Annotated in this window: 15 protein-coding genes; 1 reads left to right on the plus strand and 14 read right to left on the minus strand. The window is 39.1% G+C overall.

What is annotated here, in order from left to right; translation table 11 throughout:
- Positions 1–2: 2 nt before the first annotated feature.
- Both MHH88_RS15025 and MHH88_RS15030 read right to left on the minus strand, forming a co-directional pair.
- Positions 3–1,148, minus strand: coding sequence for a cysteine desulfurase family protein (locus tag MHH88_RS15025; RefSeq protein ID WP_339259060.1), 1,146 nt, complete (start codon positions 1,146–1,148; stop codon positions 3–5).
- Between the two features lie 151 nt (positions 1,149–1,299).
- Positions 1,300–1,719, minus strand: coding sequence for an Rrf2 family transcriptional regulator (locus MHH88_RS15030; RefSeq protein ID WP_024363129.1), 420 nt, complete (start codon positions 1,717–1,719; stop codon positions 1,300–1,302).
- A 135-nt stretch (positions 1,720–1,854) separates the two neighbouring features.
- Here MHH88_RS15030 and MHH88_RS15035 point away from each other — a divergent pair, with 135 nt between their 5' ends.
- Positions 1,855–3,135, plus strand: a complete 1,281-nt coding sequence (locus MHH88_RS15035; RefSeq protein WP_339259062.1) for a replication-associated recombination protein A — start codon at positions 1,855–1,857, stop codon at positions 3,133–3,135.
- Between the two features lie 219 nt (positions 3,136–3,354).
- On the opposite strand, the gene MHH88_RS15040 is transcribed toward MHH88_RS15035, so the two are convergent.
- The 12 genes from MHH88_RS15040 to MHH88_RS15095 form a co-directional block, all read right to left on the minus strand.
- Positions 3,355–3,912, minus strand: a complete 558-nt coding sequence (locus tag MHH88_RS15040) for a hypothetical protein (RefSeq protein ID WP_339259064.1) — start codon at positions 3,910–3,912, stop codon at positions 3,355–3,357.
- A gap of 178 nt (positions 3,913–4,090) precedes the next feature.
- Entirely contained in the window at positions 4,091–4,477 is a 387-nt protein-coding gene (locus MHH88_RS15045) for a hypothetical protein (RefSeq protein ID WP_339259066.1), read from the minus strand.
- Between the two features lie 296 nt (positions 4,478–4,773).
- Positions 4,774–5,535, minus strand: a complete 762-nt coding sequence (locus MHH88_RS15050) for a tRNA threonylcarbamoyladenosine dehydratase (RefSeq protein WP_024363133.1) — start codon at positions 5,533–5,535, stop codon at positions 4,774–4,776.
- A 184-nt stretch (positions 5,536–5,719) separates the two neighbouring features.
- Positions 5,720–6,703 carry a BadF/BadG/BcrA/BcrD ATPase family protein gene (locus MHH88_RS15055; protein ID WP_339259068.1) on the minus strand — a complete coding sequence of 328 codons (984 nt, stop codon included), beginning with the start codon at positions 6,701–6,703 and terminating at the stop codon, positions 5,720–5,722.
- A gap of 73 nt (positions 6,704–6,776) precedes the next feature.
- Complete coding sequence (locus MHH88_RS15060) at positions 6,777–7,859, minus strand: MupG family TIM beta-alpha barrel fold protein (protein WP_339259070.1); 1,083 nt, start codon at positions 7,857–7,859, stop codon at positions 6,777–6,779.
- A 26-nt stretch (positions 7,860–7,885) separates the two neighbouring features.
- Positions 7,886–9,214: a PTS sugar transporter subunit IIC gene (locus tag MHH88_RS15065; RefSeq protein WP_339259072.1), complete on the minus strand. Its 1,329-nt coding sequence runs from the start codon at positions 9,212–9,214 to the stop codon at positions 7,886–7,888.
- Between the two features lie 46 nt (positions 9,215–9,260).
- The gene (locus MHH88_RS15070) at positions 9,261–9,581 is read right to left on the minus strand and encodes a PTS lactose/cellobiose transporter subunit IIA (RefSeq protein WP_069513353.1); all 321 of its coding nucleotides are present in this window, start codon (positions 9,579–9,581) and stop codon (positions 9,261–9,263) included.
- A gap of 13 nt (positions 9,582–9,594) precedes the next feature.
- Positions 9,595–9,906, minus strand: coding sequence for a PTS sugar transporter subunit IIB (locus MHH88_RS15075; RefSeq protein WP_038509826.1), 312 nt, complete (start codon positions 9,904–9,906; stop codon positions 9,595–9,597).
- A gap of 301 nt (positions 9,907–10,207) precedes the next feature.
- Entirely contained in the window at positions 10,208–11,383 is a 1,176-nt protein-coding gene (locus MHH88_RS15080) for a GNAT family N-acetyltransferase (RefSeq protein WP_339259078.1), read from the minus strand.
- 38 nt (positions 11,384–11,421) lie between these two features.
- Entirely contained in the window at positions 11,422–13,134 is a 1,713-nt protein-coding gene (ptsP, locus tag MHH88_RS15085; protein ID WP_339259080.1) for a phosphoenolpyruvate--protein phosphotransferase, read from the minus strand.
- Positions 13,128–13,397, minus strand: a complete 270-nt coding sequence (locus MHH88_RS15090) for an HPr family phosphocarrier protein (protein WP_024363141.1) — start codon at positions 13,395–13,397, stop codon at positions 13,128–13,130. Before MHH88_RS15090 ends, ptsP begins: the two co-directional genes overlap by 7 nt.
- A gap of 17 nt (positions 13,398–13,414) precedes the next feature.
- Entirely contained in the window at positions 13,415–14,134 is a 720-nt protein-coding gene (locus MHH88_RS15095) for an SIS domain-containing protein (protein WP_339259081.1), read from the minus strand.
- Between the last annotated feature and the right edge of the window lie 4 nt (positions 14,135–14,138).

Here is a 14,138-nt window from a genome sequence, read left to right on the forward strand (position 1 = left end):
AATTATTTTGCCAATCTTTTCACAATCGTAGCTGTTTTTTCTGCTGCTTGACGTACATTTTCTTCAGTGAGTCCTTGGCCAAAGCTAAAGCGAATAGAGTTTCGCAACTCATCTGCCCCTTTTCCATATATCGCTACTAACACATGTGAAGGATCAATTGTACCTGCTGTGCAGGCAGAGCCACTGGATGCGTAAATACCAGCCATATCTAGGTTCACTAAAAATGACTCTACCTCCATATTAGCAAAACTAATATTTAAAACGTGCGGCAGAACATTTTGTAGATCACCATTGACATGAAATGCTAACTTTTCATGCGAAAAAACATCCAACATAATTTGTTTAAAGCGATTGTACAGTGCTCGCTTACCTTCGCGCAACTCACTTGCATTTTGAGCAGCTGTAGCAAAGCCAATAGCAGCAGGAATATTTTCCGTCCCTGCACGACGTTTTTTCTCTTGTGAACCGCCAAATGCATAGCTTGCAAGTGGTGTACCTGTCTTTTGATAAAGGAAACCAATTCCTTTTGGTCCATTAATTTTGTGCGCAGAGACACTTAATAAATCAACCTGCAAAGCAGCTACATCAATGTTTTCTAAGCCGTAAGCCTGTACGGCATCCGTATGGAATGTCGCTTTATGTTCCCGTAACAACTCACCAATTTCAGCAATTGGTTGAATTGTACCTACCTCATTATTCCCGTACATAATAGTTACTAAAATTGTATCTTCACGTAGCGCTTGTCGTACCGCTTCTACAGTTATACGCCCGTTGATATCTACTGGTAAATAGGTCACTTCAAAGCCGTCTTTTTCCAACTTTTCACAAGTATGTAACACCGCATGATGCTCAATCTGAGTTGTAATAATATGCTTACCTTCATGAGCACGAGCATTAGCCGTGCCAATAATTGCCGTATTATCCGCTTCCGTACCACCACTTGTTAAAATAATTTCTCCGGGCTTTGCTCCAATGGATTGTGCCAATGTATCACGTGCCTGATCTAAATATTTTCGCGCCTCACGCCCAGCGCCGTGAATACTCGATGCATTGCCATATACATCACGCATCGCTATAGTCATGGCGTCTATTACCTTGTCATTCATCGGAGATGTAGCCGCATGATCAAGATAGATGTTTGCATTCATGTTGAAAACTCCTTTATCCAAAAACACTAAAGTACTGTCTTTTCCCAAGTGGCGAAAACGCTGCATGTTAAAGAGTCCAACTTTGCACAACATGCAGAGTGGCGAAAACATGGCAGCATATAAACCGTTGGAGTGCTTTAGTCTAATAATATTAAATATAGAACATATAGCCGTCTACGACATTTTCCTCTGTATACTGTGCTAAATCTTCAATTGTCGTTGTATCTAACACATTTTTTACAGCATCACGAATTCGTAGCCATAGCTCTCGTTGAGGTGCTTCCTCATTTTCAATACCTTCTACAGGCTGGATCGGCCCTTCTAATACACTGATAACGTTTGCTGCTGAAATCTCACTAGGTGGATTCGCCAGCATATAACCGCCGTACGCTCCACGTACACTTTTTACCAATCCTGAATTACGTAATGGAGACACAAGTTGCTCTAGGTACGCTTCAGAAAGCTCTTTTTCAGCAGCAATCTTACGAAGCGGAATTGGACCTTCTCCATAATGTTTTGCCAATTCAATCATAATCGTGAGACCGTAACGGCCCTTTGTAGAAATTTTCATTTTATCACCCTCAATTAGTCTAGTCAAAATACTACCAACAGTATATCATAATCTCCTCTTGAAGAACTCGGAAATACTCTTAGAAGGTTATGATATACTATAATTTAGAACAAACGTACGAAAGGGGATAATGTTTTGCATAACGAACCACTCGCTTATCGGATGCGTCCATTAACGCTTGATGAAATCGTTGGTCAACAAGATTTTGTTGGTCCTGATACGGCTTTATATAAAATGATTGAAAATGGACATGTTCCTTCTATGCTACTGTATGGTGAGCCAGGTATAGGTAAGACATCGATAGCCAATGCCATCGCAGGTAGCTCAAAACTCCCTTTTTTTGCACTAAATGCAACACGCGCTGGCAAAAAGGACGTTGAAGATATTGTACAAGAAGCGAGAATTTCAGGAAAAGTCTTATTGTTTTTAGATGAGATTCACCGCTTCAATAAATTACAGCAGGATACCTTATTACCACATGTAGAAAATGGCTCCATCGTTTTAATTGGGGCTACAACAGAAAACCCCTATCATGATGTTAACCCAGCCATTCGTTCGCGTTGCGGTGAAATTCATCAGTTAAAAAAATTAACTACAGCTAATTTAGTAGAACTTATTCAAAAAGCACTTACTGATGACAAACGTGGACTAGGGAAATATCATTTTGTACTGACAGCAACTCAAATCGAGCAAATCGCCACTGCAGCTCACGGAGATGCACGCAAGGCATTAACTTTGCTAGAGTCGCTTTATTATGCAAGTGATGAAGTGAATGGACAAACGATTGCTTCTGACCATATTTTAGAACATTTGATTGGTCGAATTGGTGTCTACGGAGATAAGAATGGTTCACACTTCTATAACTTGCTCTCGGCATTACAAAAATCCGTCCGTGGTAGTGATACGAATGCAGCATTGTATTATTTAGCACATTTACTTGAAACAGGTGATTTAGTTGCCGTAAGTCGCCGACTCCTTGTTATGGCGTATGAAGATATTGGTCTTGCTAACCCACAGGTTGGTGCACATATGCTTGCAGCTGTTCAGGCAGCAGAGCGTCTAGGGCTACCCGAAGCACGGATCCCACTTGCTAGTGCTGTTATTGAAATGTGCCTTGCATCAAAATCAAATTCAGCGATTTCCGCAATAGATGCTGCAATTGCAAGCATCCATGCAGGTAAAACAGGAGAGATTCCGCTGCATTTACGCGATACACATTATGAAGGTGCCAAAGACTTAGGGCATGTGGGCTACCAATATCCGCATAACAACCCTATTGGGACATTCGGTGGCTGGGTAGACCAGCAATATTTACCAGATGAACTTGTAGGGACAGAGTTTTATAAGCCCGTTATTGCAGGAGAGGAAAAAAGGATGGCAAGTATATACAACAAACTTAAATCATTCCATAATTAGTGCCAGGCACTCAAACAATTATGAAAATTTGCGGAAGCCATACCTGCAAGACTCAAAGCAGTCATCGGCCTCTCTAAAAAGAAAAACTGTAGACAACAGGACATTCTTTGTTTGTCTACAGTTTGCCTGGTAGGCTTCTTCATAAACATCTCGACAATATTAAAAACCATTGTCGTTTTAAAGCTCGACAATGGTAGATACTTATTTCTTATATATTTTTTAAGCTATTTCTTTCTCCACAAACAATTTAAAGCGTTGTAAACACTGTTTAGCTTCACCTTGTTGAGCAAGCACTTCATCTCTTAAAGCAGATACTTTCTCATGATCTTCTACGACATCCCCATACAATGCAAAAATCGCTGTTAAAAACTCTTCATTCTCTTCCTGTTCAATGCTCGGTAAAGAATAGGCCGCGATCATTAATAAACTTTCTACTTTTTCTGGCGTTTTTTGTAGCTCATTGGACGCATAAAAAATGGATGCAGCTAAGAAATAACATAACTTTGCGCTGCAATCTATAAACAAATGCCAATATGTATTGGCTTTCGGAAGTTCTCCTGCTCTTGCTCCTAAGTATTCCTTATAAAACGTAGTAACCTGTGTATATAAAGGCGTTAAAGATCGCATAGCCTTTGTGTAATTATTAGACGTATCCAAATAGTCAAATACAATACTATTCATTTTTTCTTGAAGCTTTACAATATCTAAGTGATCACGAATTACTTGTATTTCCATTTTCCACTCTCCCATGTTCTCATTTGTTTTGGCAAACGCCATTTCTACTCCCCTTAAGCAGATTTGAACATTCCAAACAAAGCGACCTTTTGTATATATATATTGGAATTATTCAAATTATAGCAATAAACCAAAAGAAGAAGTGAGCTCATGAAAAAAATAAGGCAATTTCGTGAATTGTTAGCATTTTGTGTACGTAAGATTAATTATTTTGGTAAAATTAAACTCTTTGTAAATAGTAGTCAAACAAAAATTGTTCTTTTTCTCGATCAATTATTTCGATAATGCAACCATTGGCATATTTTTTAATTCTTTGTTTCGGACTATAAAAATACACATTATTTGTAATTAACCATTGGCTTAACGTCAGCTCCGTTGGTGGTTGCTGTTCTGTTAAAATCCTTTTGTGGCGAAGTATATCCGCCATTTTGTAAAAACCATCTGATAATTCATAAGCAGATACATCAAAATTAAAAACAGGTGTCACAACCTGTCCAACATCATAAATATGTATCGTCTTGTTCGCCTCATCAATCGCTAATTCCACTGTGCTAATTTCATCGAATAGATTTAAGCCTCTATATTCCATTTGATAAATTTGCTCCATTATTAATGAATGCCCCCTCTTTTTTAACAGCCCTATTGTATCATAGAAAAAGCGAGCGTCAGCCGCATAAATAACATAAGGGAGCATTTTACGTCATTTCTCCTACTGATAGTCATGCCGTAAAAGAAAAGAATCTGCAAGCCATTTAGGAAAAAGCGAGCGAAACTCGTATTCACAGCCACGCTGTGCCCATGTAAGCTCACTGTTCCTAATGGAAAACTTTACAGATTCCTCTTCTAATTGGCATTTTCTAAATGACCAAATTTATATAAACGACATGTTTTTTAAAACACAGTTTATCCTTGCACGCGGGTAATTTTCACGTCTTCCACAATTTTATTGACTACCCAACTTGCCGCGATTAAACCTGCAACAGAGGGTACAAACGCGTTAGAAGATGGTGGCATTTTCGCCTTGCGGATAGCTGCATCTGGTTTTCCCACATGCTCTACAACATCTGGACGTACGACAATCGGGCTTTCATCTGAGAATACAACGGTTACGCCTTTATGAATACCATCTTTTCGTAATTTTGTGCGAATCACTTTTGCTAATGGGTCTGTATGTGTTTTGGAAATATCAGCAATTTTAAAGCGTGTAGGGTCCATTTTATTGGCGGCACCCATACTTGAAATAATAGGAATGTTACGCTTTAAGCATTCTTTCATAATGTGAATTTTATAAATTACCGTATCACTCGCGTCGATAACATAATCAATTCCTTGTGCAAAAAATTGCTCATACGTTTCTTCCGTGTAAAACATATGCATATCAATCACTTCACATTCTGGATTAATATCTGCAATTCGCTCTTTCATCACACCAGATTTAGATTTTCCTACTGTTGAAAGATACGCTACTAATTGACGGTTTACATTTGTAATATCTACATTATCCTTATCAACTAAAATAATACGGCCAATACCACTTCTAGCACATGCCTCGGCAGCAAATGAGCCGACGCCACCTACACCTAAAATGGCTACGGTTGTATTTTTTAATTTTTCGAGTCCTTCAGTACCTATCGCGAGCTCGTTACGAGAAAATTGATGTAACATCCTTACACTCTCCATCTATCGAATTTTTATTAGTAAACCTAGTTATATACTAAGATAAAATCAAACCTATATTACATTTTATCATGATATTGTTCAAGTGGAAATTGTCAAAAGTATTATGCTGTCGTATAGCTAAAAATAAAAATTCGCATAGACATCTAAAGAGCATAGTAATTTCGCCGATTTAGTCAACACCCCATGTGGCATAGTTAGCCTGAAATGCTTGAATAAATGACCTATCCAATGGAACGTGCGCCATTTTAAACGCTCCTACTACAGCTCCTCCAATCGGCTCTAAAACAGGTAAAATAAAGTGCAGTGGCATCTGCTCATCTAACGCTAATTGTTCAAGCTGTGGCACAAGCATCGCGTTATTTGCAAATACACCTCCCGCTAAAACTACTGGCACATTGTCTTGCTTCCAGGACATATTCACATAGCAAGTTTTGATCGCCTTATAATACTTCACACAAGCCCCTCGCATAATGTGATTGGCTACAGTATCTCCTTTTTCTGCCGCTTGAAAAACATATTTACCAAGTGGAGCAATCACAGTTCTTGGATGTGCAACTCCATAAATACGTTCTATTAATTGTGGAACATGGTCTACAGTAAAATGTTGTAACACGACATCCGTCAAGGCTGTTGGTCTAGCTCGCTGGTCGTAGCTTTGAAAAACTGCCTTTAGCGTTTCAACTCCTAAATCATAACCGCTACCCTCATCATCAAAAAGGTATCCCCAGCCACCGACACGATTGCACGTGCCCTGATAGTTAAACCCCATCGTAATTGCACCTGTCCCAGCAATTTGCACAATGCCCTCTTGTCCTAACGTTCCAGCATAGAGCGCAATTAAGGCATCATTTTCAATGATAACTGTCGTTGCCTTATGAACATATTGCCGAATAATCCGTTCTACTACACCTTCTGCTTGCTGTTCCTTCACCCCAGCCATACCAACAAAGCAGCTATGTATTGCAGAAAATAGTTGTGGCGCTTGTTGCTGCAATTGCTGCAATAGTCCATGCAGCGTCGACTCAAAATGTTGCCCATCCATCGCAGTAGGATTACTACGTGACGTCACTACTTTGCCATATAGATTGCCATGCGCATCACAAATCACGCCACAGGTTTTTGTACCGCCGCCATCTATTGCTAGTACGTACATTTCATTTACTCCTTTCGATATGAAAAAGGATTAAGCACAGTCTACTGTCGGCTTAATCCCCCTCCTGTTTCAATTATTTTGTAAAGCCGAACGACGCCCAAGGTTGAATTTGAGATAATAAGAAGCGTTCTTCTTCCACGACCTTTGCCACTACATTGCTAGAGCCTGCATTGGGCATTGCCTTTAACACTATTTGTAGCTCACCTTTATAGCGCACATCCAAATTATTATCAATTGTCACATCACCTAACTGTAATGGGTGTGTATCATGAGCTGGAAAATCACCATTTTTATATTTCACGCGCGATTGGGTACTTCGAATAACATAGTCCGATACATCGCCCCGATTAAAATGAGGCTCTTTAAATAACACCGCTTGCTCTAAAATAGTTGTTTCGGAAGATGGGACAATCTTTAGCTCTAGCTTATTGCGATTTAATTGGCCTAATGCGCTAAGTTCTTCCTTTGAAGCATACATATTGCCAATAATACAATCATCAATTAAGCCTGTATGCCATAAATCTTTCGCCTGCACAGTTATTGGTAGATCGCGATGCTCTTCTAATGTCGGTAAACCATGCTCTGTTTTTTCCCAAGGACCATACACTGCATGTTGAGAAGAAATCATCGCCGCTGTTCGTATATGGTTTGCTTTAAAATTATTCGATGTTGCTAAAAAATGCTGTCGTGATAGTCCCGTATAGCGTCGTGGATAAAAGTTATGACAGCCTATAAGATGATTACGGTTTGGTTGATAGGATAAAATATTATCCACATATTTCGTGCCATTACTAATATTAAGCTCAATGTTTAACTCACTATTATCCCATGACATCAATGCTTCCTCATGACCTGAAAATCCCATATCTAGGCGCAATGCCGCTAGATGATAGTGTTCTTTAAAATAAGCAATATTTTTATACGTTAAGCCTAGATCTTCAAAAACTGCTGGTGCAATATCCGCTGAAATAGCAAAGCCTAGCTGTTTGGCAAAATAATTAATTTGCTGTAATTTACGCTTCTCTTTGTCATCGTTTAAAGACAAAAGACATGTAAATATACGGTCAAAACCATTATCATGCGCTAGCTGCACATACTGTTGCATTTCTTCTAGCGTGCTATGCTGTGGGTATAGTGAAATTCCTAACCTTCTCAAATGACAATACCTCCAATATTAAGCTATTACACTTCAACTTTCGGAATCTCTGTTGCTTTTTCAGGCTGTAGTGCTTGTGTCTCTTCCTTTAGTTCATGCTTTTGTTCTTGTTTAGCAATGCGGTTAGCCATCGCTATAAATGGTAGGTAAATACAAACTGACACGATTATAAGCACAAGACTTAAAACAGCTCCAGTCCACGATTGCGTTACTAAAAATCCGTTAATAATCGGCGGTGTTGTCCAAGGTGCTACAACCGTTGCCGCTGGAACCCAACCCCATTTTGTTACAAAAAATGCAATGGTTACGTTAACCATTGGCGTTAAAATAAACGGGATAAACAAAATAGGATTCAATACAATTGGAAGACCAAATAGTAATGGCTCATTAATATTGAATAGGCCTGGTGCTGCTGATAATTTGCCAACGGTATTATATTGCTTATTCTTTCTTGCAAAAATAAAGATGGCGATAATCAGTGCAATGGTTGTACCCGATCCGCCCATATTGACAAACGCATCAAAGAATGGCTTATTAACGATATAAGGTGCAACATTTCCAGCCGAAATGGCATTGACATTTTCCTGAATCGCAGCTGAATTAATCGTTTGCATAAATGGCTCGATAATATTAGCACCATGGACACCTAACGTCCATAAGAATGCTGGGATAAAGGCTAAAATTAACGCCGCTACCCATGTATTTGTTAAGCCCATAAATGGCTCCTGAATCGTTGAATAAAACGAACCCACAATATCTGGAATACCAAAACCTGCCGTAATAATGGTACGCACTAATGCGAAAATCCCAATCGTTATAATGGCTGGCAGCAATGCTGCAAATGATTTCGAAACAGCTGGTGGTACTCCATCAGGCATTTTAATTAGCAGCTTACGATTGCCTGCTAATCTACAAAATAGTTCGGTAGATAACAATGCCACGATGATGGCGATAAATATTCCGCCCGTACCTGTTGTTAATCCTGTTAAACCACCTTCACCAAACGTTCCAAATGTTAAATAACTAGATAGACTAATTACGCCAGCTGAAAGACCATCCTTGTTATACCCCTTCGCCAAGTTGTAAGCAATTGTAAAGGCAAGTAACAGCGACAAAATATTAAATGTAGCATTCCAAATGTTACCACCAAATTGTGTCCATGTTTCATGCTTCCAAATAGAATCAAGTGCATTCTGATAAAAATCAATTGGTAAATTATTAATTAGTACAGCCAACGAACCTACAATTGTCAATGGCATAATCGTAATAAAACCGTCACGAATGGCAACTAAATGACGCTGGCTCCCAACTCTAGCAGCTACCGGCACAAATTTTTCTTCTAAAAATCGGAACATTCCACACACTCCCTTTGCTTTTTATTGTGACATCAAATACTTGATGCTACTCCCCTTTGAGTTGTTCATACAGTTCAATCATTTCCTGTGCTAAATCTCGAAATGTTATAGCATTCATTAAGTGATCTTGCGCATGAATTAATAGCATCGATACTTCAACTTTCTCTCCCCTTGCCTCCTGTGTTAACAATGCTGTTTGTGCATGATGAGCCTCGACTAACGCCTCATTCGCCAGCTTTATTTTGTCCTTTGCTTCATTGATTTGCCCCTTTTTTGCTAACTGAAGCGCTTCCATACATTCACTTTTCGTATTTCCACTATGGACGATTAACCCCATAACTGACTGCATCATCGCTGTTTCTTCCATCGGGCTTGCCTCCTCATCCAATTAGTTTCAATGCCTGTTTCAATACATTGTCACCATTCATCATGCCGTAATCAGCCATATTAATAACATCAATTGGAAAATTTAATTCCTTGAATTTTGCTTCAAAAGTCGATTTTAAGTAGCGAACTTGCGGACCAAGTAACAATACATCCGCCTTTTTATTTGTTAACACTTTATCTACCTCACTTTCAGCTATGGCAAAAATATCTGCCTCAATATTTTGTTCCTGCGCTGCCTTCTGCATTTTTGAAACTAATAAACTTGTACTCATTCCCGCTACACACACTAACATAATATTTTTCATTGTCAGCACTCTCCTTTAATGTCTTTTTCGTTCTTATTATCATCTTGACGACTTTCATGAAATCGCTTTCTTATACTGAGAATAGCATCTATTGGTATATACCACAATATAGATTTTTAACCATTTTATACCTATACTGCATACTGAAATAATTGGGCTATTGCCTCATTACTTGCAAATAAATGCATTTACGCAACTGGTATAGTCCAGAAAAAACTTCAAAAATTTTTGCGTTTACATTAAAACGCCTCTCGTATTACGTTTAGTTATGTTTCCTTTTCTCATCTACGACACGATGAAGTTAAAAGTATTCGTAAAATGTAGGCTTCTTCGACGGAATCGCCTGCTGCCAATGTTGTATTTCTTCCTCTGCTAGTTCTTTTTGGCTAAAAACAACTGCATCTTTAACACGAAGATAGCCGACCATCATCGCTGAAAATAAGGTGATTGGTAATGTTAGCATATGCTGTTCAGACACTGAATTTGCCTCCATAATCGAAACATGACCATCTTTATTTATCAAATACATTTGTTCATTCCAAGGACAAAATGGATCCTCAAGACGCACGTATAACGTGTGCTGTAAGTTATTCCAAGGGTAACGTTTCATAAAAGCGAAAGCATCCACTATTCGAACCATGACATCTTGTGTTACTTTTTTTTCAACTTGTGGATCTTGAAAATTAAAGCCAAAATAGCAATCATTTGCTGTGACTCCCTCAATCGTGTGTACACTTGCTGCATGGGATGAGACAAAACGCCATAGTGCTTGTTCAGCCAGATGATGTCGCGCAATAAAATCATGGATGGTAAAAATACCATCTTGAATCGTATAGCGAATATAGCCAGCTATGCTACTTGCAAAAAAACACGCGGCAAAGTGACTATCAGGTGATCTTCTTGCAATCCGTTTCCACCAAGCAGCGTCTCGTAGCATGCTTCCATTCGTCAAGCGTGCCTGTGCATTATGAAACTGCTGAATTGCTTCAAATAGCGCTATATCAGGCCATTCAAAGCTCATACGTTTCACATCATCGTATTGTTTACCGAAATAAGGAAACTTCGACTGTGGAATTGTATAATGAAGCTTTTCAAAAAATAGTTCCCAGCCAAAGTAACGATAAAAGGAGATAGAAAATGGAGCCAGTACTGAAATGGTTTGCCCTTTTTGTCGCATTTCTTTTAGCGAAGCTATCATCAACTTCTTCATAATCCCTTGCTGACGATACTCTGGATAGGTTGCCACAAATCCAATTCCACCCATTTCATAATTTTCACCATGTATCATCATATTCAGTGGCAGTATTAAGAGCTGACCAACGACCTTATCCCCGTCATAAGCGCCCAGTGTTGTACTATGCTCAATCCAATAATGGAAATCGTCACGACGTGCACCAGTATATTTATTTGGAAAGCAATAATCCCTTAGTCGATGAATTTGTAGGTAATCATTTGATGGAACGTATTTAATATCCATGACGCCCTCCTTTTTACGAAAAATTCAGAATTGAATAATTACATTATTAAATATTGTTTTATATACGCTTCAACTTCAGAAGCCGTTGCTAACATTAAAATAACCTCAATATGTTGGCCTAACTGTTCTTTTGAAAGCTTTGCAATCTGTGCCCTTGCTTTGAGAATAGAAGCGGCATTCATGGAAAATTCATCTAAACCGAGAGCCAGTAAAATTGGTATCGCCACTTCATCCGCTGCCATTTCACCGCACATTCCTACCCATTTCCCCTGTTGATGTGCCGCATCAATAATTTGTTTAATCAGTCTTAGTACAGCCGGATGATAGGGTTGGTATAAATAAGAAACATTTTCATTCATACGATCTGTAGCTAACATATATTGTATTAAATCATTTGTCCCGATTGAGAAAAAATCCACTTCTTGTGCAAATAAATCAGCAATCATCGCGGTCGCAGGAATCTCCACCATTATGCCAACTTCTATTGCATCAGCTATTGCAACCCCTTGTGCTTGCAATTGAGCTTTTTCTTCTACTAACATTTGCTTCGCTATGCGCCATTCCTCTAACGTTGCAATCATCGGAAACATAATTTTCAAATTGCCATAGGCACTCGCTCGTAGTAAAGCACGCAGTTGTGTACGAAACATGGTTTGTTGATTTAGGCAAATTCGAATCGCTCGGTAGCCTAAAAACGGATTGATTTCAGATGGTAGCTTTAAGTAAGGCAGGTGCTTATCACCCCCAATATCTAATGTACGAACAATCGTAGGCTTCCCTTGCATTTTTTCAAGAACCGTACGATAGGCTTGAAACTGTTCTTCTTCATTCGGGAGTTCTTGCCGCTCCATATACAAAAACTCCGTTCGAAAAAGACCGATACCGTCCCCCGCAGCAAGTAATACCTTCTCTACGTCTTCAGGCTTGCCAATATTACCAGCAATCTCTACACTGTGCCCATCAGCACTTTGGCTCAACAATGTAACATATTGAGAGAGCTCACTTCGTTGTTGCTGTTGCACTTGTTGCTGTTGCATATAAAAAGCGGCCATTTCTGGTGTTACATTCATAAGAATGTTGCCCTTTGTACCATCCATAATAAGGGGCGTGCCGTGTTTAATTTCCTTTGTAGCCGTTTTTGTTCCCACGATGGCTGGAATATCTAGCGTGCGTGCGAGAATAGCAGAATGTGATGTTCTCCCACCAATATCTGTAATAAAACCTTTGACATATTTGGTATCTAATTGTGCTGTCATCGATGGAGTTAAATCTTCAGCAACGATTATGACATCTGATGCCAAACGACGAATATCAGGTAATTCCACATGCAATAAATGCGCTAATAATCGCTTCGATACATCACGAATATCCGCCGCTCGCTCCTGCATATAAACATTATCCATTCCTTCAAACATCGAGATAAACATTTTTGAAACTTCATGTAATGCATACTCCGCGTTGCTGCCTAATTTCATTTTTTCTTCAATAGCGGCTAACATTTCAGGGTCTTCTAATAAGAGTAAATGGGCAACAAATATCGCTGCCTTTTCTTCACCAAACTTTTCCTGCGCGCTTGTTACGATTTCTTGTAATTCCACTTTCGATTGCGCTAGCGCTTTTTTAAAACGTTCAATTTCTGCCTGAACATCAGTAATCGTCTCTTTTTTAAATGATAAATCTGGTTCCACTAAACAATAAGCATCAGCAAAGGCAATGCCTTCAGAAACGGCAATACCTTTTATCTCTAACATTCTTCACCAATTCCTTTCGTTACGATTACCTCTGTCACAGTTTGCATTAGCTGATCTGCATCTGTCCCCTGTGCCGAAATCGTCACAATACTTCCTGTTACGATTCCTTGTGCCATAACGCCCATAATTGATTTTAAATTGACAGACTTGTCATTGTAAGTTAACTGAACATCACAAGCAAATGGTGTTACAGCAGTTACTAATAATGCTGTTGGTCGAGCATGTAAGCCTTCTGGTGTTGTAATCTTAAATGTTTTTTTCATCGATATCCCTCCAAATTTCATTCAAAATTAATCCGAGATTGATAGTTCGCAATCATAACATCATTATGATGCAAATTTGACTCTACATTGTTACTCTCAAAAACAGGTACTATCCCCTGACACTCCGCCATTATTTCAATAACTTGGCTAAATAACGCCTGAAGAATAGCAGAACCAATAACCGTTGACGCTGGTGCATATTGCATCTGCTGTAGATGTAATAAGCCATCTCCTACAGGGATATGTGTATCAATAACAACATCGACCACATCCTCTAATCGCTTACCACTATGATGACGAGTTGGTTGTTGGCGATACGCAAGTGATTGCATAGACATGACGAGGACACCCGATTGTTTGGCTAACAATGCGGCATCGATTGGGGCATAATTTCGCCCAGACGTTGAAATAACAATACATACATCGTACGCATGAAAATGAAAATGATCTTTATGGCGCGCTATAATTGTTGGGTCTTTTTCATTTTTCGAAGATGTCAAAGCACCTGCATATAAAGTTAATGGCTCTATTGTTATAGGACGTACAGGCACAAGCCCTCCAGCACGATAAAAAGCATCTTGTGCTAATAGATGTGAATGCCCACACCCAAACAATTGCACAATCCCTCCACGTTGGAGACGCAAAACAATCTGTTGTGCCGCTTCGGCTATCAGTGCATTTTCCTGCTCTAGCACAATATCTAATAGTTTTTGAAGTTCATGAAAATAAGCTCGCATCGCA

It is taken from the genome of Lysinibacillus sp. FSL K6-3209, from assembly GCF_037976175.1.
In the GTDB taxonomy this organism is placed as follows: Bacteria; Bacillota; Bacilli; order Bacillales_A; family Planococcaceae; genus Lysinibacillus; species Lysinibacillus sphaericus_D.